Origin of the sequence: Bradyrhizobium sp. WSM471, from assembly GCF_000244915.1 — a bacterium.
Taxonomy (GTDB): domain Bacteria; phylum Pseudomonadota; class Alphaproteobacteria; order Rhizobiales; family Xanthobacteraceae; genus Bradyrhizobium.
In genome coordinates, this window is record NZ_CM001442.1 from 4,108,244 (window position 1) to 4,130,069 (window position 21,826).

Consider the following 21,826-nt stretch of genomic DNA (forward strand, 5'->3'; position numbering starts at 1 on the left):
GCCAGCGAAATAGCAGAAATCGATGCAGGATGCGACCTTGAGGAACCGGTTGGGGCAGTGGCTCGCGCCCTCCCGCCGCAGCGATGTTCCCCCGTTCATGGTGATGGACGTCATGGCCGCGGCGGCCCGAATCGAGGCCGCCGGGGGCCATGTCATCCACATGGAGGTTGGCCAGCCCGCCGCCGGCGCGCCGAAGACCGCGATTGCGGCCGCCCATGCGGCGCTCGAGGCAGGGCGGATCGATTATACCTCAGCGCTCGGCATCCCCTCCTTGCGCGCGCGCATCGCGCGGCATTATCGCGATGCCTATGGCTGTGACGTCAGCTCCGAGCGGGTCGTGGTGACCACCGGCTCCTCCGGCGGGTTCATTCTGGCCTTCCTCGCGATGTTCGAGCCGGGCGACCGCGTTGCCGTGACAGTGCCCGGCTATCCGCCGTACCGTCATATCCTCACCGCGCTGGGCTGCGAGCCGGTCCTGATCGAGACCACGAACGAGACGCGCCATGCGCTGACCGGCGAGGCGCTGCTGGCCGCGCATCGCAAGGCGCCGCTGAAGGGCGTGCTGGTCGGCAGCCCCGCCAATCCGACCGGGACGATGATGTCCCGCCAGGCGCTCGCCGGCCTGATCGCTGCGGCGGAAGACGCAGGTATCCGTTTCATCTCGGACGAGATCTATCACGGGCTCGACTACGCGTTTCCCGCGGTGACGGCTGCGGCGCTGTCGGAGCACGCGCTCGTGATCAACTCGTTCTCGAAGTATTTCTGCATGACGGGCTGGCGCGTCGGCTGGATGGTCGTGCCCGAGATTCTGGTGCGGCCGATCGAGCGGCTGCAGCAGAACCTGTCGATCTCGGTGCCGTCGCTGTCGCAGATCGCGGCCGAAGCGGCCTTCGACGGCGCGGCCGAGATGGAGGAGATCAAGCACGGCTATCAGGAAAACCGGCGCATCCTGATCGAGGGATTGCCCAAGGCCGGCCTGACCAGGTTTCTGCCGGCCGACGGCGCATTCTATCTCTATGCGGACGTCTCGGATTTCACCTCCGACAGTTTCGAGTTCGCGAAGCAGATGCTCGAACAGGCCCAGGTCGCGGTCACGCCGGGCCTCGACTTCGATCCGATCCATGGTCGTTCATTCATACGGCTCTCTTATGCGCGTTCGGCTGCTGAAATGCGGGAAGCAGTTGACCGGATCGCTCACTGGCTTAAATAGCCGCCAGTTTTCGACAGCCTTCTGGAGTGCAATTTGTCTGACCGTTCCGTCCCGTCTACCGCCACGCATTCTCCTCTCGCCGCATTGATGTGGCCAGTCCGGCCGGGTGAAACCGTCGGCGCCTTGCGCGCTGTCGTGCTGATTGCGCTCGGCACCGCCTTGATGGCGCTGTCAGCCAAGGTGAACCTGCCGCTGCCTTACGTGCCCATGACATTGCAGACTCTCGTCGTGCTGATGATTGGCGCCGCCTATGGCTGGCGGCTTGGCAGCGCAACCATGATCGCCTACCTCGCCGAGGGCGCGATGGGCCTGCCGGTGTTCGCCGGTCCTGTTGGTGGAATCGCACCGCTGGTTGGCCCGACCGCGGGCTATCTGTTCGGCTTCATCGGCGCCGCCTTCGTCACCGGCTGGCTCGCCGAGCGCGGCTGGGATCGCAGCGTCATGCTGCTGTTTGCGGCCATGGCCGTCGGCCACATCCTCATTCTGGCCGCGGGCTTTGGCTGGCTGGCCTTCGGCCTCGGCCTTGGCGCCGCAAAGGCGTGGCAGGTCGGCCTGATGCCGTTCGTTGCGGCGTCGCTGGTCAAGAACGCGCTGGGCGCGACGTTGATGCCGGCGATACGCCGGGTGATCGATCGCGGGTAAAGGCGCAACATCGAGCAGTTCCGATTGACAGGGCCGGCCAAGTTGATCTTGGCTGGCCTGGCGTTTTGAGGGGGAGTGAAACAATGACGACGACAACGATGGTGGGGGCGCCGGTCGCGCCGCCCGCCGCCAAGCCGTGGTACAAGGTACTTTATATCCAGGTGCTGATCGCGATCGTGCTCGGCGCCATCGTCGGCTGGCTCTGGCCGTCAGTCGCCACCAACGAGTGGATCAAGGCACTCGGCGACGGCTTCATCAAGCTGATCAAGATGGTGATCGCGCCGATCATCTTCTGCACGGTGGTTTCGGGCATTGCCCACATCCAGGACGCCAAGAAGGTCGGCCGCATCGGCGTCAAGGCGCTGGTCTATTTCGAGATCGTCTCGACCTTCGCGCTGGTGATCGGACTTATCATCGGCAATCTGGTGAAGCCGGGTGCGGGCTTCGGCGGCGCCGCCGCCAACGCGCAGGCCGTCGCCAACTACGCCAAGCAGGCCGAAGGCCAGAAGTCGGTCGACTTCGTGCTGCACATCATTCCGGACACCGTCGTCGGCGCCTTCGCGCAAGGCGAGATCCTGCAGGTGCTGCTGTTCTCGGTGCTGTTCGGCTTCGCCATCATGGGGCTCGGCGAGCGCGGCCACACCATCCGCAGCTTCATCGACGACGCCGCGCATGCGGTGTTCGGCGTCATCTCCATCGTGATGCGCGCAGCCCCGATCGGCGCCTTCGGCGCGATGGCCTACACCATCGGCAAGTTCGGCACCGGGGCGATCCTCAACCTGATCGGCCTGATCGCGACATTCTACCTGACCGCGGCGCTGTTCGTGTTCGTCGTGCTCGGAATCATCGCGCGCGTCGCCGGCTTCTCCATCTTCAAGTTCCTCGCCTACATCAAGGATGAGCTGCTGATCGTGCTCGGCACCTCGTCCTCGGAAAGCGCGTTGCCGTCCTTGATGGAAAAGCTCGAGCGCCTCGGCTGCTCCAAATCGGTGGTCGGCCTCGTGGTGCCCACGGGCTATTCGTTCAATCTCGACGGCACCAACATCTACATGACACTGGCGACGCTGTTCATTGCGCAGGCGCTGGGCTTCGATCTCTCCTTCGGCCAGCAGCTCACCATCCTGGTGGTGGCGATGTTGACCTCGAAGGGCGCCTCCGGCATCACGGGCGCGGGCTTCATCACGCTGGCGGCGACGCTCGCCGTGGTCGATCCGCGCCTCGTGCCGGGCATGGCGATCGTGCTCGGCATCGACAAGTTCATGAGCGAGTGCCGCGCGCTGACCAACCTATGCGGCAACGGCGTTGCCTGCGTGATCGTCGCCTGGTGGGAGGGCGAACTCGATCGCGACAAGCTCAACGCCAACCTCGCCAAGCAGATCGATCCGACCGACATGGAAACGGCGCTCACGACGGACTGATCTGCAAGCTGTCACCGACGGCGCCAGCCGCGCCGTCAGATCTTGAAATAGCAGGGCTGGTCGAGATCCTCGATCAGCCCTTTTTCTTGCGGCGACCAGCCGAGAGCAGCACGCGTCTTCGCGCTCGAGGTCGGAACGTCGGCGGCCGCGAACTGTGCGAACCAGCCGAAATGCGCGGTCGCTTCCTCGGGCGATTGGGACACCACGGGCACGCCGAGCCGCCGGCCGATCACTTCCGCAATCGCCTTGAACGGCACACCTTCCTCGGCGATCGCGTGATAGTGCTTCGCGGTTGCGCCTTGCTCCAGCGCCAGCCGGTAGACGCGCGCGGCGTCGAAGCGGTGCGCGGCGGGCCAGCGGTTGCTGCCATCGCCGACATAGGCCGATACGCCTTTCTGGCGCGCGAGGTTGATCAGAATCGGGACGAAGCCGTGGTCGCCCTCGCCATGCGTGGAGGGCGGAAGACGCACAACGGCGGCGCGGAGGCCGGCCAGCGACAGCGCGGTCGCTTCCGACACGCGCGGAAAGCGCTGCGCCGACACATCATCCTCGGTGGCGAGGCGGCCGGGCGCAAGCAGCGCGACGCCGGAGGTGACGATGAGAGGGCGACCGGAGCCCTTGAGTTCCTCGCCGATCGCCAGGATCGCGCGGCGGTCGAGCTCGCAATTGTCGGCGAATTTCGAGAAATCGTGGTTGAAGCCGAGGTGCAGGACGCCATCCGTTGCAGCGGCGCCGCTGCGCAAGGACGCGTGGTCCTCTAGCGACCCGCGGTGGACATCGGCGCCCATCGCGGCGAGCGCGGCGGCTCCCGCGTCGGAGCGGGCGAGGCCCGTGACCCGGTGGCCGGCGGCGATCAGATCGCGGACGACGGCGGAGCCGACGAAGCCGGTGGCGCCAGTGACGAAAACACGCATCAGTATCTCCAGGGTTGGTGGAGACGACCATCCGCGCTAGGATTATCCGGGTAAAGTAGTGACATTATCGGGGTATAATAGCTAACAGGATGAGCGAGACCGCTTCAGCCGAAAACCTGCTCGGGGCCTACCTCAAGGACCGCCGCACCCGGCTCGACGCCGCCGCGTTCGGCTTCGCGGGTAGCCGCAGGCGTACGCCGGGACTCCGCCGCGAGGAGGTGGCGCAGCGCGCCAATATCAGCCCGACCTGGTACACTTGGCTCGAGCAGGGCCGCGGCGGCGCACCGTCGCCCGATGTGCTCGACCGCATCGCGCGAGCGCTGATGCTGACCGATGTCGAGCGTGAGCATTTGTTCCTGATCGGACTCGGCCGCCCACCCGAGGTGCGCTACCAGGCGAGCGAAGGCGTCTCGCCGCGGCTGCAGCGCGTGCTCGATGCGTTCGCGTTCAGCCCGGCGCTGGTGCGGACCGTGACCTGGGACGTCGTCGCCTGGAATCGTGCCGCAAGCGCCGTGCTGACCGACTACGGCGCGATCCCACCGGGACAGCGCAACATTCTGCGCTTCATCTTCTGCGATCCGCGCGTGCGCGCCGCGCAATACGATTGGGACAGCGTGGCGCGCTTCGTGGTCGCGGCGTTCCGGGCGGACGCCGCGCGGGCCGGCGCGGTCTCGCATGTCGCCGATTTTGTCGACGAGCTGTGCCGGACCAGCTCGGAATTCGCCGCGCTCTGGTGCGACAATGACGTACGTCACCACGGCGACGGCACCAAGCGGCTGCGGCACCCTGTTCACGGCACGATGTCGTTCGAATATTCGAGCTTCAATGTCGAGGGACGCTCCGATCTCAGCATGATCGTCTACAACCCCGCGACTCCCGAAGACGCCGAACGCATCGGGACACTTCTCGCCGAGCGCGCTGACTGACGGAATTTGCGCGCTCGCGCGTCTAAGGCGCATCTGGCGGAGCGCTCGCTGCCAAAGCCGAAGCTAGAACCGCTCCGGCCGGTATGGCGTCGGATCGATCGCGGGCGTTTCGCCGCTCATTATCTCGGCGAGCAGGCGTCCGGTCGCGGGCCCCAGCGTAAAGCCCTGGTGGCCGTGGCCGAAGTTCATCCAGAGGCCGGGATGGCGTGGGGCAGGGCCGAGCACCGGCAGCATGTCGGGTGTGCAGGGGCGGGTGCCGAACCATGGGTCGGGCTCGACCCGCTTGCCGAGGTCGATCAGCTCGCGCGCGGAGGCTTCGGCGCTGGCGAGCTGCACGGGCGTCGCGAGCGCATCCGGTCCGGTCAGCTCCGCGCCGGTGGTGATGCGAATGCCTTTGGCCATCGGACCCATGGCGTAGCCGCCGGCCTTGTCGACCAGCGGCAGATCAAGCGAGGCGCCGCCGCTGTAATGCATGTGGTAGCCACGCTTGCGCACCAGCGGGATGCGATAGCCGAATTTGAGCAGGAGATCGGGCGACCACGGTCCGAGCGTCACGACGGCGTGCGCGGCGTCGACGCGCCCATGGTCTGTCTTGACCGACCAGCCGGTGGCGGTCTGCTGCAGGCTTTGGGCATCACCGAGCACGATGGCGCCGCCGAGGCGCTCGAACAGATCGGCATAGGCCGTGACCAGCGCGCCGGGATCGGACACGGTCCAGGTGTCGAGCCAATGGATCGCGCCGGGCAAATCGTCGCGCAGGACAGGTTCGGCCTTGGCGAGCTCGGCGCCCGAGAGCGCGCGAAACCTCACGCCGAATTCGCGCTGGTCTTCTTCCGCCGCCTTGACGGCGAGATCGAACGACGCTGTGTCGCGATGCAGGTGTCGGTATCCCGCGCGGCGGATGAGATTGTCGGCGTGGGCTTCGCGAATGAGGATGTCGTGCTCCGCCGTCGCGTAGGCGATCAGCCGCGCCCAGGCGTCGATCGCCTCGCGATGCCGCTTCGGCGCCGAATGCCACCAATAGCGGAGCAGGGGCTCGATATGGAGATGAAGCGACGACAGGCTGTAACGCACGTCGTTGGTGCGGCCGGCCGCGATCTTCAGGAGCGTGGCGAGGTCGCGCGGCATCGGATAAGGGCGCACCGCTTCCGCCTGGATCATCCCGGCATTGCCGTAGCTGGTCTCGCGGCCGGGCTCCCTGCGGTCGATCAGCGTGACGGACCAGCCGCGCTGCTGCAGGTGCAGAGCCGCGCTAACGCCGATCATGCCGCCGCCGAGGACGATCACGCTTTGCATTGAACTGACCTCGCCAAATCAAAACCGCCCGGCTTGGCCGGGCGGTTTCAACTATCTCGTTGCTCTATTCGCCGCCGCCGAAGCGGCGCGACCACCAGCCGGCGCGACGCGGTGCGGCCGAGGTTTCGCTTGCCGCTGCGGGCGCGGGCTCCGGAGCGGGTGTGGGCGGGGCAACCGGCTCGGCCGCCTGTATAACCGGTGCCGGTTCACTCTGGCTGCTCGACAGAAAGCTCACCTTTTCGCGAACCGTCGAACGGCGTCGTGCGGCCTTGTCGTCGGCGTGCTCTTCGTCCGCGGCAGCAGGAGCCGGCTCAGGCCTGGCCACTGCCTCAATCCGTGCTTCGGCGCGCGGCTCAGGCTGGGTGACCTGAGGTTCTGACGTGTGCTCGGCCTGCGCGATCGAGGGCGCAGCCTCGCCGCTAAAACCATCGAAATCGGCGACTGCATCGGTCGCTTCCGACGGCGCACTGGCCGCGAGCTCGTCGCCGATGGAGCCGGCGAGACCTTCCTCGCCAGGACCGCGACGGCGGCGGCCACCACGGCGACCACGCCGGCGACGGCGATCGGCGCTGCCCTGCTGCTCGCCACGGGCTGCCTGTTCCTCGCCTTCCTCGCCTTCCGGCTCGGCCTCGGCATCCTCTTCGCCTTCACCGGCCGCCATGGCCGTCTCGGCAAGGGCGGGAGCGCCATCCTCGCGCGTCTCCTCGTCGCGCGGGCCACCGCGACCGCGGCGACGACGGCGACGCTTGCGGCGCTGGCTGTCTTGCTCGGTAGCGGCGTCGCCTGCGGCCTGCTCCTCGACGAGACCTTCAGTCTCCTCGGTCTCAACCTCGGATTCGGTCTCCGGATCGAACTCCTCGTCGTCATAGGCCTCTTCGACCAGGGGCGGCGGGCTCGCGGCCGCCTGCGCCGCCAGCAGAGCCTTGGCGGCTTCCAGCGTATGCACCTGCTCGCCGCGGTCGATGAGATAGGCCTGAGGCCCATTGACGCTCGGGTCGGCGATAACCGACAACGTGACCTTGAAACCGTTCTCGAGGTCGCGCAGATGGCCGCGCTTGTGGTTCAGCACATAGAGCGCGACGTCGGTGCGGGTGCGGACCACGAGGTTGTGGGTCGCGCCCTTCATCAGGATCTCTTCGAGGCCGCGCAGCAATTGGAGCGCAACCGAGGACACCGAGCGCACATGGCCGGTGCCGCCGCAATGCGTGCAGGGATCGGTCGAGGACTCCAGCACGCTGGCGCGGATGCGCTGGCGTGACATCTCGAGCAGGCCGAAATGCGAGATGCGTCCGACCTGGATCCGCGCGCGGTCCTGCCGGAGGCAATCGGACAGCTTGCGTTCGACCGCGCGGTTGTTGCGCTTCTCGTCCATGTCGATGAAGTCGATGACGATCAGGCCGGCGAGGTCGCGCAATCGAAGCTGACGCGCGACCTCCTCGGAGGCCTCGAGATTGGTCTTGAGCGCGGTGTCCTCGATATGATGCTCGCGCGTCGAACGTCCGGAGTTGACGTCGATCGAGACCAGCGCTTCGGTCTGGTTGATCACGATGTAGCCGCCGGACCGCAACTGCACGGTCGGCGAGAACATCGCATCCAGCTGGCTTTCCACGCCCATGCGCGAGAACAGCGGCTGGCCGTCGCGATACTGCTTCACCGCGCTCACATTGGCGGGCATCAGCATCTTCATGAAGTCGCGCGCTTCGCGGTAGCCGGATTCACCGGCAACTGAGATCTCGTCGATCTCCTTGTTGTAGAGGTCGCGCAGCGAGCGCTTGATCAGCGAGCCTTCCTCGTAGACCAGGGTCGGGGCCTGCGACTTCAGCGTCATGTCGCGCACCGTCTCCCACATCCGGATCAGGTACTCGAAATCGCGCTTGATCTCGGGCTTGGTGCGGGCGGCACCCGCGGTGCGCAGAATGATCCCCATGCCCTCGGGCACGTCGAGATCCTGCACGACTTCCTTCAGGCGCGAACGGTCCTGCGCGCTCGTGATCTTGCGACTGATGCCGCCGCCGCGAGCGGTGTTCGGCATCAAGACGGCGTAGCGGCCGGCGAGCGAGAGGTAGGTCGTCAGCGCCGCGCCCTTGTTGCCGCGCTCTTCCTTGACGACCTGCACCAGCATCACCTGGCGGCGCTTGATGACTTCCTGGATCTTGTATTGGCGGCGGGGACGGAAGGTGCGCTCCGGCACTTCCTCCAGCACATCGTCGCCACCGACGGATTCAACGACGTCCTCTTCGGCTTCCTCGTCGTCCTCGTCTTCGTCATCATCCTCGGCCGTCGCATCGGAGTCGTGATGCGGAGCCTGCACACTCTCGCCGGGGGCGTACACGGCGTCGGCAGGTTCGACGGCCGATGTCACGGCCTCGGCAAGATCGTGGGCGTGTGCGTCGGAGGCAAACTCCTCCGGCTCGGCGACGGCCTCGGTGGCGACCGCGGGCTCGGCGCCGATCGCTGCGACAGGCGCCGGTGTCTCGTCGGCATGTTCATGGTCGTGATGATCGTGCTCGCCATGATGTTCGTCGTCGTGATGATCATGGGAGTGATGATCGTCACCATGGGCATGATGATCGTCGTGATCATGTCCTTGGTGGTCATGTGCTTCGTGGCCGTGATCGTGATGATCGTGGCCTTCGTGCTCGCCGTGATGCTCTGCGCCGGCGTGCAGGTGCTCGCCCTCGTGCGAAGCGCCCTCGGGCAGGGCCTCGCCCTGGACCTGTCGGGCCGCGGGATCCGTGCCTTCGACGACGTCGCTGCGGACGCGCTCGCCATGGCTGCGGCGGCGGGAATTGCGGTGGCGGGAGCGGCGGCGGCCCTGGGAACGGTTCTCGCTCTCTTCCTCGGCCTCGCGATGGGCCTGCTCTTCGGCTTCGATCAGCGCCTGCCGGTCGGCAACCGGGATCTGGTAATAGTCGGGATGGATTTCGCTGAAGGCGAGGAAGCCGTGGCGGTTGCCGCCATATTCGACGAAAGCGGCCTGGAGCGAGGGTTCGACCCTTGTGACCTTGGCGAGGTAGATATTCCCGCGCAGTTGCTTGCGTTGCGCGGTCTCGAAATCAAACTCTTCGACGCGATTGCCGCGGACCACGACGACCCGGGTCTCTTCCGGGTGGGTGGCATCGATCAACATCTTGTTGGGCATGTCTTAACTCTTGGCGGCGGCGGGCGCGATTCACCGTGGGCGCCATCAGCGCTGCCGGGTGACGCGACGGTCCACCTGATTCGGGGGTGAGGGGAAGGCCGAAACGCCGTCTCTCGCGCCTTGCCGAACCGGAAGCCGGAGGACCAAAGTGGCGCGCGGAATTTTCACTCCGCAGCGTCGCGAATGGTCCTTCAGAATTGGTCGGCACAGTCTGGCGCATCAAGCGTCGGCCCGTATGAAACATTGGGCGGCGGGGCCGCCCCTCAATCAGTTGCTGTTGGCCAGGCATGGCGCGAGCGCGCTCGCCTTGGGTATTACGAACCGCTCCCTTGGGATTAAGGGACCGGGTAACGGGTTGCGCCGCTCTCAGAACCGTCCCGGAAACATGGTGGTAACCGGGGACCGTTCCGCCGCCGGGGCTTGCCCCCGCTCCACCTCGCTGCCGCGCACCGCGCTGGACCTAGAGGGGAACGGAAAAACGCTGGAATCCCAAACCTTGAGAGTTCCGGCGCTGCACCGGGAGGCTGAATGCGACACAACCGGAAATATCGGCCGTCAGCATTCCGTACATACGTGGATTGGGCCATCCGTGCAAGGAGCGTCGCACGGCGGTCACAGTCAGCGAGTTTCGCGTGTCTGTCATTAAGGATCGTTTAACCCTGTGGTTCTATTGCGTTAAAGAGGCTGCTCGGAGGCACGGAATCGGTGGCGAGCCGCGCAAATCAAAGGATCTTGCTGGGATGCGTGCTGCTCTGCGCGGCGGCATTGCCGTGTGCTGATTCCTCGCGCCTGAAGGCCGCGGAAAGTCAGTCTCAACCCGCTGTTGCATCAGCGAATTTCCCAACGGCCTCGGCCGCCCGGCTGGCCGGTGACGGCAAGCAAACGCGCTTTGTCCTCGACATCGATCAGACCGTTAGCTTCCGCGCCGTCACCCTGGCCGACCCGTATCGGGTGGTGGTCGACGTTCCCCAGGTCAATTTTCAACTTCCCGCCGGCACCGGGTCCGGCGGACGCGGACTGGTCAAGGCCTTCCGCTATGGGCTGGTGATGCCCGGCGGCTCCCGAATCGTGTTCGACCTGACGGGCCCGGCCAAGATCGCCAATTCCTACGTGGTGGAGGCTGCCAACGGTCAGCCCGCGCGGCTGGTGCTCGAAATGGAGGAGGTCGAGCGCACCGCCTTCGTGCCGTCGCTGGCTCCGGAAAACCGTCCTGAGCTGCGGCCGGCAATTGCCGATCCGCCGCCCGTGACGGTTCCCACATCTGCACATCCTGAAGCCGGGCAGAAGGCCGATAGCCGCGCGGTGGTCGTCATCGATCCCGGCCATGGCGGCATCGACAATGGCACGCAGTCGAGCGGCGAGAGCGAGAAGAATCTGGTGCTGGCCTTTGGTCTTGCGTTGCGCGAACGGCTGGAAAAGACCGGCAAATATCGCGTGGTGATGACACGGGACGACGACACCTTCATCCCGCTCAACGACCGGGTCAAAGTCGCCCGCAGCCTCAAGGCGGCGTTGTTCGTCTCTATCCATGCCGACGCGCTGCCGCGCGCCGAGGGCGATGCGCAGGGCGCGACCATCTACACGCTGTCCGACAAGGCCTCCGACGCCGAGGCGCAGCGGCTGGCGGATGCGGAAAACCGGGCGGACGCCATCGCCGGCTTCAACCTCGCGGAGGAGCCGACCGATGTCGCCGACATCCTGATCGATCTCACCCAGCGGGAAACCCGCACCTTTTCAAGTCGTTTTGCCCGCCTGTTGATGGGCGAAATGAAGTCGACGGTGCGGATGCACAAGCATCCCCTGAAGTCGGCCGGCTTCCGGGTGCTGAAGGCGCCCGACGTGCCGTCGGTCCTGGTCGAGATCGGCTATGTCTCCAACAAGGGCGATCTCGAGCATCTGGTCTCCGAGGGATGGCGGTCGCGCGCCGTGGGCTCGATGGCCCAGGCGATCGACGGGTTTTTGGCCAAGCGGATGGCCACGGCCGGATCGTCAAATTGACGACCGGGGGGTCCTCGAATTGAGAGTGATTTTCCGTCCCGCCGCAAAAGCCCTAGTTTGGCCACAGCGGGCGCTTTATAAAAACGCCGCAGGGGGTTCCGGAATCGGCGAGAATCCCGCTCGGCAAGCGTCTTGAGTCCGGCACTGATAGTATTGAGTAAGGCCGGTGAATTCGCGATGGTTTGGTGCCTGTTTCGGGTGCCGAGGGCTGATCTTAAGCCGGTCTTGGGCTGATCTTTGGGCTGATCCAGAGTTTGAACGGATAAACAGATAATGCGCTTGCTGGTGCGGTTCATGGGCTTCCTGTTCGCCGCGGGAACGGTGTTGTTCCTTGTCGGGGTCGGTGCCGTCGCAGGCCTGATCTGGCATTTCTCCAAGGACTTGCCGGACTACTCTCAGCTTCAGGATTACGAGCCGCCGGTGATGACCCGCGTGCACGCGACCGACGGCTCGCTGCTCGGCGAATACGCCAAGGAGCGGCGGCTTTACCTGCCGATCCAGGCGGTGCCGAAACTCGTGATCAATGCCTTCCTCGCCGCCGAGGACAAGAATTTCTACGAGCATGGCGGCATCGACTACACCGGCATGGCGCGCGCCGGCGTGGTCTACATCCAGAACTACGGCTCCAACCGTCGTCCGCAGGGCGCTTCCACGATCACCCAGCAGGTCGCCAAGAACTTCCTTCTGACCAACGAGGTCTCCTTCGCCCGCAAGATCAAGGAAGCCTTGCTGGCCATGCGGATCGAGAAGACCTACTCGAAGGACAAGATCCTCGAGCTGTATCTGAATGAAATCTATCTGGGCCTCGGCGCCTACGGCATCGCAGCCGCGTCGCTGGTTTATTTCGACAAGTCGGTGAACGAGCTGACGGTGGCGGAAGCGTCCTATCTCGCGGCGCTGCCGAAGATGCCCGCGACGCTGCATCCGGTCCGCAACCGCGACCGCGCCATCGAGCGCCGCAACTACGTGATCGACCGTCTGCTCGAGAACGGCTGGGTCAAGCAGGCCGACGCCGACAAGGCGCGCAAGGAGCCGCTGGTCGTTACCAGCCGTTCCAACGGCGCCCACACATTCGCCGGCGAATATTTCGCCGAGGAAGTGCGCCGCGACATCTTCGAGCGCTATGGCGAGAAGAAGCTGTACGAGGGCGGCCTCTCGGTCCGCACCACGCTCGATCCGAAGATCCAAGTCATGGCGCGCAAGACCATGGTCGCCGGTCTCGTGAACTATGACGAGCAGCAGGGCTATCGGGGCGCCATCAGCAAGCTCGACATTTCGGGCGATTGGGGCGTGAAGCTCGCCGAGATCAAGTCTCTGTCCGATATCTCGCCGTGGCGCATGGCCGTGGTGCTGGAGACCAGCGACCAGTCGGCGCGCATCGGCTTCCAGCCGAGCCGCGAGCTCGGCGGCGCGGTGAGCAAGCAGCGCGAGACCGGCCTCATCACGCTCGACGGCATCAAATGGGCAAAGTCGGCCTCCGGCGCCACGAAGGGCAGGGCGGCGAGCGCGGTGTCGCAAGTGCTCCAGCCCGGCGACGTGATCTACGCCGATCCGCTCTACAAGGACGCCCAGCCTGTCGAAGGCCAGTACCGGCTGCGCCAGATCCCCGAAGTGTCCGGCGCGATGGTGGTGATGGACCCCTGGACCGGTCGCGTGCTGGCAATGGTCGGCGGCTTCTCGTTCGACCAGAGCCAGTTCAACCGCGCCACGCAGGCCTATCGACAGCCCGGTTCGTCGTTCAAGCCGATCGTCTATTCGGCCGCGCTCGACAACGGCTATACGCCCTCGACTGTCGTGCTCGACGCCCCCATCGAAATCGACCAGGGCCAGGGCGCCGGCGTGTGGCGGCCTGAAAACTTCTCCTCGGGCAAATTCCAGGGCCCGGTGACGCTGCGCAACGCGCTGCGGCAGTCGCTCAACACGGTAACGGTGCGCCTCGCCCAGGACATCGGCATGCCCCTGATCGGCGAATATGCCCGCCGCTTCGGCGTCTATGACGAACTGCCGAACTATCTCTCCTACGCGCTCGGCGCCGGCGAGACCACGGCGATGCGCATGGTCACGGCCTATTCGATGCTCGCCAATGGCGGTCGCCGGGTGAAGCCGACCCTGATCGACCGCATCCAGGATCGCTACGGCCACACCATCTTCAAGCACGACCAGCGCGAATGCCGTGGCTGCGACGCGCCGGGCGGCTGGAAGAACCAGAACGAGCCGCAGCTGATCGACCGCCGCGAGCAGGTGCTGGATTCCATGACCGCCTATCAGATCACCGAGCTGATGGAAGGTGTGGTCCAGGCCGGTACTGCCACCGTGGTCAAGCAGGTCGGCAAGCCGATCGCCGGCAAGACCGGCACCACCAATGAGGCCAAGGACGCCTGGTTCGTCGGCTTCTCGCCCGACGTCGCCGTCGCCATCTATATGGGCTACGACAAGCCGCGTCCGCTCGGCAAGGGTAACGCCGCGACCGGCGGCCATCTCGCAGCTCCCATCGCGCGCGACTTCCTCCAGCTCGCGCTCGCCGACAAGCCCGCGGTCCCGTTCAAGGTGCCGGCCGGCATCAAGCTGGTGCGGGTCGTCGCCAAGACCGGCATGCGCGCCGGTCCGGGCGAGACCGGCGGAACCATCCTGGAAGCCTTCAAGCCGGGCACGGCGCCGCCGGATAATTATTCGGTCATCGGCGTTGCCGATGCCGACGGCCGGATGCCGGCGTCACAGCAGCAGCAGCCGGATTCCGGTTTCTTCATGCGGCCGGGCACCGGCGGGCTGTACTAGGGCTTAGGACAAGACAGACGTTCGTCGCCGCGGCGGTTGCGCTTTGCAGCTGCCGCCGCTACATCCCGTTGTCATGAGACGCGGAACAATTCCGCGAGACCAGAGAATCCCATGCGCGCCGAAATCGAACGGTTGGTAGAAGAGATCAAGCAGTCTGTCGGGCTGCTGAGGAGGCATCTTTGACGTCGAGAAATCGACGGCGCGCCTCGCTGAGCTGAACAAGCTCGCAGAAGATCCCAACCTCTGGAACGATCCCCAGAAAGCCCAGAAATTGATGCAGGAGCGCACCTCGCTCGAGGATGCGCTCTCCGGCATCGGCAAGGTCGAGCAGGAGCTCGAAGACGACATCGGCATGATCGAGCTCGGCGAAGCCGAGGGCGATGAGGGCGTCGTCAAGGAAGCCGAAGCCGCGCTGAAGACCCTCAAGAAGGAAGTCGCCCGGCGCGAGCTCGAGGCGCTGCTGTCTGGCGAGGCCGATAGTTTCGATTCCTATCTCGAAGTGCATGCCGGCGCCGGTGGCACCGAGAGCCAGGACTGGGCGCAGATGCTGCTCCGCATGTACTCGCGCTGGGCCGAAACCCACGGCTTCAAGGTCGAGATGCTGGAAGAGTCCGAGGGCGAAGAGGCCGGCATCAAGTCCGCGACCATCCAGGTCTCCGGTCACAATGCCTATGGCTGGCTCAAGACCGAGGCGGGCGTGCACCGCCTGGTGCGGATCTCGCCGTTCGATTCCAACGCGCGGCGGCACACCTCGTTCTCGTCGGTTGCCGTGTTTCCCGTCATTGACGACACCATCAAGATCGACATCAAGGAATCCGACGTCCGCGTCGATACCATGCGCTCCGGTGGCGCCGGCGGCCAGCACGTCAACAAGACCGAGTCCGCGGTACGGCTGACGCATATCCCGACCGGCGTCGCCGTGGTCTGCCAGGCCGGCCGCTCGCAGCACAAGAACAAGGCGCAGGCCTGGGACATGCTGCGCGCGCGGCTTTACCAGATCGAGCTGAAGCGGCGCGAAGAGAAAGCCGCCGCCGACCAGGCCGCCAAGACCGACATCGGCTGGGGCCACCAGATCCGCTCCTACGTGCTGCAGCCCTACCAGATGGTGAAGGATCTGCGCACGGGTGTGCAGACCTCCGACACATCAGGCGTGCTCGGCGGTGATCTCGACGACTTCATGGCCGCGACCCTGGCGCAGCGCGCCTTCGGCACTCCCGGCGCCGACATCGAGGACGTCGACTGATGCCCCGCATCGCCTTCATCGGGCTTGGGCGGATGGGCCATGGCATGGCCGGGCGCTATCTCGATGCCGGCTTCACGGTGACGCTTTGGAATCGCAGCAAGGCCAAGGCGGAAGACCTGATCGCGCGCGGCGCGCAGTGGGCGACCTCGCCTGAGGACGCGGCGATCGACGCCGACGCCGTTGTGACCATGGTCGCCGATGACGAGGCCTCGCGTGCGGTCTGGCTCGGGCCTAAGGGCGCGGCCAAGACGGCGAAGGCCGGCACCATCGCGATCGAATGCTCCACCGTCTCCTATGATCATGCGCGCGAGATGGGCCGCGAAATGAACGCGCGCGGGCTGATCTATATCGATTGCCCCGTGACGGGATTGCCGGATGCTGCCGCCAGCGGAAAGCTGACGCTGCTCGTTGGTGCCGATGCCGCCGATCTCGAACGCGCGCGGCCCTATCTGACACCGATCGGCTCGACCATCCGCCATTTCGGCGCGGTCGGCGCCGGCACGGTCTACAAGCTGATCAACAATCTGATGGGCGCGATCCAGATCGCCGGCCTCGCCGAGGGGCTTGCCATTGCCGAGCAGGCCGGGCTCGACATGAACCTCGTGCTGGACTCGATCCAGGCTGGCGTTGCCGCGAGCCCGCAGGTGCAACGCCACTCCAAGCGCATGGTCGCCCGCGATTTTTCCGGCGCGACGTTCACGGCGGCGCTGCGGCACAAGGATGCCGCCTACGCGGTAAAGCTCGCCGAGAGCCTGCTGGCCGACAAGCCGCTGGTCGCGCGCGCCGCGGTGGAGGCCTACGCGCAGGCCAAGGCCGCGATGCCTGACGACGACGAAGGTAAGATGATCGAGTTGGTGTCGCGGCCGAAGAAGCCGTCCTAGCGGATCACGTCGACATGGGGCAGCCTCGTTTGCCTCGTTCGCACGTCGGTCTTGTAAACCGGCGCGTCATCGGAAATCGGGTGGCGCTGTTCGCTGCATCGTCCTAGGCGGCTGTCTCGCCTAGCGACATGAGACGCCATGCCCCCGAATCACAACCGGATCGACGCGCGAGACTGGTCGCTGCTCGCTGTGCTCTCGGTCCTCTGGGGCGGCTCGTTCTTTTTCAACGGCGCGGCGCTGCGGGAATTGCCGCCGCTCACACTGGTGCTTCTGCGCGTTGCACTTGGCGCGGCCATTCTACTGCCGCTGCTCCGTATCCAGGGCATTGGCTTTCCCAAGGGCATCGCCGGCTGGAAGCCGTTCATCGCGATTGGGCTCCTCAACAACGTCATCCCGTTCTCGCTGATCGTGATCGGCCAGACTTTCATTCCAAGCGGGCTGGCGTCGATCCTGAATGCCACCACGCCGCTGTTCACGGTGATCGTGATGGCGGCGGCGGGCGAAGAGGCCTTGCAGCTGCGGCGCGTCGCCGGCGTGGCACTGGGGCTTGCCGGCGTGATCATCCTGCGCGGATGGGGCCTTGAAACACGGGCAGGGCAGGGGCTTGGCATCCTGCTCTGCCTCGGGGGCGCCCTCAGCTATGGCTTTGCGGCGCTAGCGGCGCGGCGGCTGTTGAAGGACGCAGCCCCGCTGGGGACGGCCGCGTTTCAACTGATGGCTTCGACGGTGATGATGGCGATCGTCGCCGGCGCGATGGAGCAGCCGTGGCGTCTGCCGATGCCGGGTGTGACGATTTGGCTCGCGGTGCTTGGCCTTGCCGGCCTGTCGACGGCGCTCGCCTATATCGTCTTCTTCCAGATCCTGCGGCGCTCGGGGGCGACCAATGTGATGCTGGTGACGCTGCTCATTCCCGTCACCGCCGTTCTTCTGGGATGGCTGGTGCTGGGCGAGCCGATCTCCATGCGCGAGATCGCGGGCGCGATCGTGATCGGCAGCGCTTTGCTGGTGATCGATGGGCGCGCTCTGAACCTGCTGCGGCGGGTCGTTTGACTCCAGAGCCGCCGTTTCACCTCACGGAAAATCGCGGCGCTTGCCAGCGGCAGGTCCGCTTGCGACACTCGCGGCAAAACAAGACTATAAAACACAGGGGAGAGAACGATGCCGGGTCGTCGCAATAACCTTGCTGCCCTCGCCATTCTTGCTGCCGGCGTGCTTGTCACGACACCGGCCCTGGCGCAGAAAAAATACGATCCCGGCGCCACCGATACCGAAATCAAGCTCGGCAATATCATGCCCTATAGCGGGCCGGCATCGTCCTATGGCGTGATCGGCAAGACCGAGGCCGCGTTCTTCAAGATGATCAACGACCAGGGCGGGATCAACGGGCGCAAGATCAATTTCATCAGCTATGACGACGCCTATTCGCCGCCGAAGGCGATCGAGCAGGCGCGCAAGCTGGTGGAGAGCGACGAGGTGTTGCTGATCTTCCAGCCGCTCGGCACCCCCTCGAACTCCGCGATCATGAAATACATGAACGCCAAGAAGGTGCCGCAGCTCTTCGTCGCCTCCGGCGGCACCAAGTTCGGCGACCCCAAGAATTTCCCATGGACCATGGGTTTCCAGCCGAACTACCAGAGCGAGGGGCGGATCTACGCGAAATATATCCGTGACAAGTTTCCGAACAGCAAGATCGCGGTTTTCTGGCAGAACGACGACGCCGGCAAGGACCAGTTCAAGGGCCTTAAGGACGGGCTCGGCGACAAGGCCGGCATGATCATCGCCGACAAATCCTATGAGGTCAGCGATCCCTCGATCGACTCGCAGATCGTTGCGCTTCACGATTCCGGCGCCGACATCTTCTTCTCATGGGCCGCGCCGAAAGGCTCGGCACAGGCGATCCGGAAAGTCGGCGAGCTCGGCTGGAAGCCAAAATTCTTCCTCGCCAACACGGCGACCTCGGTCGCCTCGGTGCTCAAGCCGGCCGGGCTCGACTATTCCAAGGACATCATCTCGACCGTCTATCTGAAGGACCCGACCGATCCGACCTGGGACAAGGATCCTGCGGTGATCAAATGGCGCGAGTTCATGGACAAATATTACCCTGACGGCGACAAGGCCAATTCCAACAATGTCTACGGCTACGTCCAGGCGGAGGCGATGGCGCAGGTGCTGAAGCAGTGCGGCGACAACCTTACACGTGACAACGTGATGAAGCAGGCCACGAACCTGAAGGATTTCCACACCGACCTGATGCTGCCGGGCATCATGGTCAACACCTCGGCCGACGATTACTTCCCGATCGAGCAGATGCAGCTGATGCGCTTCAACGGGCAGGCCTGGGAGCTGTTCGGCGACGTCATCACCGGTGAGGTCGGCCACGAGCGCGGCCAGTAGTCAAGGCTGGCTGATCACAAGGGAGGCGCTGGCGAGTAGAGCCTGCCGAAGCAGTGCGATTCCGAACGAAGCTGCGCCTCGTCGTTTTCCGGTGTTTCCCCAGCTTATTCGGTGACCAGATCGGCGGCGCGTTTCGCCTTCTTGCCGGTATTCTTGACCGTCTCTTCTCCGACCTTTTCGGCCTTGGCGCGAAGCTCACATTTGGTACGGATCTCGTCGAGCTCGTCGTCGGTCAAATGCTCAATTCCCACGAAGGAATTTTGCACCGCGCTCACCCGGATCAGTTCGTCGAGCTTCACCTGAATGGCCGCGCTGTCGCGATTCTGGGAATTCTGAATCAGGAAGACCATCAGGAACGTTACGATTGTGGTGCCAGTGTTGATCACCAACTGCCATGTGTCGGAGTAATGGAAGACGGGACCGGTGACCGCCCAAACCAGGACGATGCCCGCGGCAATCATGAATGTCAGCGCGCGCCCGGCAGCTTGAGATGTTCGGTTGGCAATATCGCTGAAGAGTTGAGCCGCGCTGTCACGTGGCTGGTCCGCTTTGCCCTTGGCCGGACGAGATTTCGCGTGGGTCTTTTGCATCAGAAGATCGCGCCATTGAGGACCTAACGACCTAACGCGAAGGGAACTCCGAAGTTCCGCCGTGTAAACCCGGACTAAGCGAGGGCGCTCTCAACGAGCCTAGCCCGCGCTGAGCCGCACGCCGGCGCGCAAAAACTTCTGCGGATCGACCGCTTCTCCGTCGATGCGGGTTTCATAGTGCAGATGCGGGCCGGTGGAACGGCCTGTCGACCCGACGAGACCGACGACCTGGCCGATCTTCACGATCTCGCCGACCCTGACGTTGATCTCGGAGAGATGGCCATAGCGGGTCGCAAGACCATTGCCGTGATCGACCTCGATCATGCGGCCGTAGCCGCCCGACCAGCCGGCCGAGACGACCTTGCCGTTGGCGGTGACGCGAACGGGATCGCCGCTTGCGGCGCGGAAGTCGAGCCCGGTGTGCATCGCGGGCCGGCCAAGGAATGGATCGCTGCGCACGCCGAAGCCGGAGGTGAACTCGACCTCGCCGATGACGGGCTTGCGATAGGGCACGAGTGCGAGCGTGCGATTGAGCCGGTCCATCTCGGCGCGGGTGCTGTTGATGCGATAGAGCTGCTTCTCGAACGGCCCCGAACTGGCGGTGAGTTTTACGGGTACGAAAGGCCCGCCCATCGCCGTGCGCGGCACGGCGGCTTCGAGACTTGCGAGGTTCAGGCCGAGATCGCTGACGACGCCGCGCATCCGGCGCATGCGCGAATCCATGCCTTCCTCGACGGCGTTGAGTGCCGCCATCTGGCGGCGCTCGACCTGGTCGAGCGAGGTCGTGAGCCGAACGACGACGTTGTCGAATCCCTGGTTCTTGGCGAATTGATTGACGGGCGGAGCTGCGAGGGTCGGCGCGCGCGATTCGAGCCGCGCTTCGCGATCCGGGGGCGCCACGAAGATCACGGTGTCGCTGATCGGCGAGGGCTTTGGTGTGCCCTGCGTCGTCTGGCTGGCATCGCCACGCTGCGGGCTGGAACGGGGAATCGATCCGGTCACGTCCGGCATGGACCCGAGCGCCGTGGCCCGGGACTCCAGCGCCGTCTGGCGCTTCATGATCTGGTCGAGCTTCTGGTCGAACTGCTCCTGGTCGAGCAGCTGCCGACTGGTGGTGCGGTCGACCTTGGCGCGCAGCTCGGCGATGCGGTCCTCATAGGCGTATTGCATCTCGGCCTGCCGGGCGATCAGCCGGGTGAGGACGTCGTCGCGGAAGGCGAAATAGGTGGCGGTTGCGGCCGACCAGAGCCCCAGCAGCACGACCGTGCCGACCACGATCCAGAACACCACAGGCCCCAGGCGAACCTGCTTGCCGTGATGCACGATGGTGTAGGCGTCGTCGGTGTCCGGAAGGGGGAGCGCGGTTGCCACCGCGGCAGCACGGCGATGAAAGGCTCGACCGTGGTCGTGGGGGTGATGTTGGGGGTACTGCGAGAATTGGGCAGAACTTTTCAACATCGGCACTCCCGCGCCGGTCGGATGAGTCCGTACGGCCTAATTGCCGCGGCAATCTGGGCCAGTCATGGTTAATTTTCCGGAAACGGAACCGCTTGAATTTAAATGATTGGTTAAAGGCTCCTTGCGGCTTCCAGCACCTCGTCGGCGTGGCCGTCGACCCGGACATTGCGCCAGATCCGGGCGATCCTGCCGTCGGCGCCAAGCAGCATCGTGGTACGAAGAACTCCCAGGAAGCTCTTGCCATACATGGACTTTTCGCCCCAGGCGCCGTAGGCCTCCAGCATCGCGTGCGTCTCGTCCGAGATGAGGGGCACGCCGAGACCGTGCTTGTCCCGGAATTTATCCTGAGCCTTGACCGGATCGGCGGAGATACCGAGCACGGCGGTGCCGGCCGAGGCGAAGGCGCCGGTCAGCCGCGTAAAGTCGATGGCCTCCCTGGTGCAGCCCGGCGTGTCGGCGCGGGGGTAGAAGAACAGGACCAGCTTCTGGCCGGTATAATCCGACAGCGCGACGACACCGCCACCGTCGCGGGGCAGGCGGAAGGCGGGAGCCTTCTTCCCCTCGGCCAAGCCGGCCTTCGCCGCCGTTTCGGGCGCGGATGCCGATTTGGAAGAATTTAACCGTTTCGATGCGGCCTTATGCGATGCTGTCTTTGCTATGGTCCCAGTTGATTTGCTCGCCGGTGTCCGCTGTGTTTTCGCGGGCTTGGTTTGAGTCGCTGCCCGCGTTTTCACGGGCGTCTTTTTAGCCGTCGGACTGCCGGAGGGCGTTTTGGACGATTTCTTTCGGGATTTCTTGGACATACGCCTTCCTTTCGTCGCTTTCGGCGGGTCAACCAAAGCGGTATTGCAGCCCTTTTCCGCTATGCCGGAATCGTGCCCTCGGCAGGGCGAGTCTGACGACGCCGGAGTCTGGTTACAAGGAATTCCACGCACCACC

At 65.0% G+C, this 21,826-nt stretch carries 17 protein-coding genes; 11 read left to right on the top strand and 6 right to left on the bottom strand.

Going from position 1 to position 21,826, the window contains the following annotated elements:
- Positions 1-22 precede the first annotated feature (22 nt).
- The 3 genes from BRA471DRAFT_RS18165 to dctA all read left to right on the top strand — a co-directional run bounded on the left by BRA471DRAFT_RS18165 (position 23) and on the right by dctA (position 3,270).
- Complete coding sequence (locus BRA471DRAFT_RS18165; RefSeq protein WP_007609742.1) at positions 23-1,210, top strand: pyridoxal phosphate-dependent aminotransferase; 1,188 nt, start codon at positions 23-25, stop codon at positions 1,208-1,210.
- A gap of 87 nt (positions 1,211-1,297) precedes the next feature.
- Positions 1,298-1,852: a biotin transporter BioY gene (locus BRA471DRAFT_RS18170; RefSeq protein WP_007609743.1), complete on the top strand. Its 555-nt coding sequence runs from the start codon at positions 1,298-1,300 to the stop codon at positions 1,850-1,852.
- An 83-nt stretch (positions 1,853-1,935) separates the two neighbouring features.
- Positions 1,936-3,270: a C4-dicarboxylate transporter DctA gene (dctA, locus tag BRA471DRAFT_RS18175; protein WP_007609744.1), complete on the top strand. Its 1,335-nt coding sequence runs from the start codon at positions 1,936-1,938 to the stop codon at positions 3,268-3,270.
- 35 nt (positions 3,271-3,305) lie between these two features.
- Here dctA and BRA471DRAFT_RS18180 read toward each other — a convergent pair whose 3' ends face one another.
- Positions 3,306-4,184 (bottom strand): SDR family oxidoreductase, encoded by an 879-nt coding sequence (locus tag BRA471DRAFT_RS18180; RefSeq protein ID WP_007609745.1) that lies wholly within the window; start codon positions 4,182-4,184, stop codon positions 3,306-3,308.
- An 89-nt stretch (positions 4,185-4,273) separates the two neighbouring features.
- Here BRA471DRAFT_RS18180 and BRA471DRAFT_RS18185 point away from each other — a divergent pair, with 89 nt between their 5' ends.
- On the top strand, positions 4,274-5,110 hold the full coding sequence (locus tag BRA471DRAFT_RS18185) for a helix-turn-helix transcriptional regulator (protein ID WP_007609746.1): 837 nt from the start codon (positions 4,274-4,276) through the stop codon (positions 5,108-5,110).
- Between the two features lie 63 nt (positions 5,111-5,173).
- Here the strand turns inward: BRA471DRAFT_RS18185 and BRA471DRAFT_RS18190 are convergent, their stop codons facing one another.
- Together BRA471DRAFT_RS18190 and BRA471DRAFT_RS18195 are read right to left on the bottom strand one after the other, a co-directional pair.
- Positions 5,174-6,406, bottom strand: coding sequence for an FAD-binding oxidoreductase (locus BRA471DRAFT_RS18190; RefSeq protein ID WP_007609747.1), 1,233 nt, complete (start codon positions 6,404-6,406; stop codon positions 5,174-5,176).
- A gap of 64 nt (positions 6,407-6,470) precedes the next feature.
- The gene (locus BRA471DRAFT_RS18195) at positions 6,471-8,717 is read right to left on the bottom strand and encodes a ribonuclease E/G (RefSeq protein WP_283848208.1); all 2,247 of its coding nucleotides are present in this window, start codon (positions 8,715-8,717) and stop codon (positions 6,471-6,473) included.
- Between BRA471DRAFT_RS18195 and BRA471DRAFT_RS40085 the strand changes: the two genes are divergently transcribed.
- The 7 genes from BRA471DRAFT_RS40085 to BRA471DRAFT_RS18225 all read left to right on the top strand — a co-directional run bounded on the left by BRA471DRAFT_RS40085 (position 8,703) and on the right by BRA471DRAFT_RS18225 (position 18,839).
- Positions 8,703-9,638 carry a hypothetical protein gene (locus BRA471DRAFT_RS40085; RefSeq protein ID WP_283848209.1) on the top strand — a complete coding sequence of 312 codons (936 nt, stop codon included), beginning with the start codon at positions 8,703-8,705 and terminating at the stop codon, positions 9,636-9,638. The genes BRA471DRAFT_RS18195 and BRA471DRAFT_RS40085 overlap by 15 nt on opposite strands.
- Before the next feature lie 615 nt (positions 9,639-10,253).
- Positions 10,254-11,546, top strand: a complete 1,293-nt coding sequence (locus tag BRA471DRAFT_RS18200) for an N-acetylmuramoyl-L-alanine amidase (protein WP_007609758.1) — start codon at positions 10,254-10,256, stop codon at positions 11,544-11,546.
- A gap of 273 nt (positions 11,547-11,819) precedes the next feature.
- The gene (locus BRA471DRAFT_RS18205) at positions 11,820-14,321 is read left to right on the top strand and encodes a penicillin-binding protein 1A (protein WP_007609759.1); all 2,502 of its coding nucleotides are present in this window, start codon (positions 11,820-11,822) and stop codon (positions 14,319-14,321) included.
- A 111-nt stretch (positions 14,322-14,432) separates the two neighbouring features.
- Positions 14,433-15,564, top strand: a protein-coding gene (prfB, locus tag BRA471DRAFT_RS18210) for a peptide chain release factor 2 (protein ID WP_007609760.1) whose coding sequence is annotated in 2 segments (ribosomal slippage) — positions 14,433-14,501 and positions 14,503-15,564 — 1,131 coding nt in all. Because the reading frame shifts where the segments join, the coding sequence is not laid out codon by codon here.
- Entirely contained in the window at positions 15,564-16,445 is an 882-nt protein-coding gene (locus BRA471DRAFT_RS18215) for an NAD(P)-dependent oxidoreductase (RefSeq protein ID WP_007609761.1), read from the top strand. The genes prfB and BRA471DRAFT_RS18215 overlap by 1 nt, the downstream gene beginning before the upstream one ends.
- Positions 16,446-16,583: 138 nt before the next feature.
- Positions 16,584-17,495 (top strand): DMT family transporter, encoded by a 912-nt coding sequence (locus BRA471DRAFT_RS18220; RefSeq protein WP_007609762.1) that lies wholly within the window; start codon positions 16,584-16,586, stop codon positions 17,493-17,495.
- 108 nt (positions 17,496-17,603) lie between these two features.
- Positions 17,604-18,839, top strand: a complete 1,236-nt coding sequence (locus tag BRA471DRAFT_RS18225) for an ABC transporter substrate-binding protein (protein ID WP_007609763.1) — start codon at positions 17,604-17,606, stop codon at positions 18,837-18,839.
- A 104-nt stretch (positions 18,840-18,943) separates the two neighbouring features.
- On the opposite strand, the gene BRA471DRAFT_RS18230 is transcribed toward BRA471DRAFT_RS18225, so the two are convergent.
- The 3 genes from BRA471DRAFT_RS18230 to BRA471DRAFT_RS18240 all read right to left on the bottom strand — a co-directional run bounded on the left by BRA471DRAFT_RS18230 (position 18,944) and on the right by BRA471DRAFT_RS18240 (position 21,690).
- Positions 18,944-19,429: a low affinity iron permease family protein gene (locus BRA471DRAFT_RS18230; protein ID WP_007609766.1), complete on the bottom strand. Its 486-nt coding sequence runs from the start codon at positions 19,427-19,429 to the stop codon at positions 18,944-18,946.
- Positions 19,430-19,528: 99 nt separating this feature from the next.
- Complete coding sequence (locus BRA471DRAFT_RS18235) at positions 19,529-20,887, bottom strand: M23 family metallopeptidase (protein WP_007609767.1); 1,359 nt, start codon at positions 20,885-20,887, stop codon at positions 19,529-19,531.
- 110 nt (positions 20,888-20,997) lie between these two features.
- The gene (locus tag BRA471DRAFT_RS18240) at positions 20,998-21,690 is read right to left on the bottom strand and encodes a peroxiredoxin (RefSeq protein ID WP_007609768.1); all 693 of its coding nucleotides are present in this window, start codon (positions 21,688-21,690) and stop codon (positions 20,998-21,000) included.
- Between the last annotated feature and the right edge of the window lie 136 nt (positions 21,691-21,826).

Bases quoted from the DNA above. Each gene is read 5' to 3' on its own strand.
- BRA471DRAFT_RS18165 (WP_007609742.1), top strand. From the start codon at position 23: ATGCAGGATGCGACCTTGAGGAACCGGTTGGGGCAGTGGCTCGCGCCC.
- dctA (WP_007609744.1), top strand. From the start codon at position 1,936: ATGACGACGACAACGATGGTGGGGGCGCCGGTCGCGCCGCCCGCCGCC.
- BRA471DRAFT_RS18220 (WP_007609762.1), top strand. From the start codon at position 16,584: ATGCCCCCGAATCACAACCGGATCGACGCGCGAGACTGGTCGCTGCTC.
- BRA471DRAFT_RS18205 (WP_007609759.1), top strand. From the start codon at position 11,820: ATGCGCTTGCTGGTGCGGTTCATGGGCTTCCTGTTCGCCGCGGGAACG.
- BRA471DRAFT_RS40085 (WP_283848209.1), top strand. From the start codon at position 8,703: ATGCGGAGCCTGCACACTCTCGCCGGGGGCGTACACGGCGTCGGCAGG.
- BRA471DRAFT_RS18240 (WP_007609768.1), bottom strand. From the start codon at position 21,690: ATGTCCAAGAAATCCCGAAAGAAATCGTCCAAAACGCCCTCCGGCAGT.
- BRA471DRAFT_RS18235 (WP_007609767.1), bottom strand. From the start codon at position 20,887: ATGTTGAAAAGTTCTGCCCAATTCTCGCAGTACCCCCAACATCACCCC.
- BRA471DRAFT_RS18190 (WP_007609747.1), bottom strand. From the start codon at position 6,406: ATGCAAAGCGTGATCGTCCTCGGCGGCGGCATGATCGGCGTTAGCGCG.
- BRA471DRAFT_RS18170 (WP_007609743.1), top strand. From the start codon at position 1,298: ATGTGGCCAGTCCGGCCGGGTGAAACCGTCGGCGCCTTGCGCGCTGTC.
- BRA471DRAFT_RS18215 (WP_007609761.1), top strand. From the start codon at position 15,564: ATGCCCCGCATCGCCTTCATCGGGCTTGGGCGGATGGGCCATGGCATG.
- BRA471DRAFT_RS18180 (WP_007609745.1), bottom strand. From the start codon at position 4,184: ATGCGTGTTTTCGTCACTGGCGCCACCGGCTTCGTCGGCTCCGCCGTC.
- BRA471DRAFT_RS18230 (WP_007609766.1), bottom strand. From the start codon at position 19,429: ATGCAAAAGACCCACGCGAAATCTCGTCCGGCCAAGGGCAAAGCGGAC.
- BRA471DRAFT_RS18185 (WP_007609746.1), top strand. From the start codon at position 4,274: ATGAGCGAGACCGCTTCAGCCGAAAACCTGCTCGGGGCCTACCTCAAG.
- BRA471DRAFT_RS18225 (WP_007609763.1), top strand. From the start codon at position 17,604: ATGCCGGGTCGTCGCAATAACCTTGCTGCCCTCGCCATTCTTGCTGCC.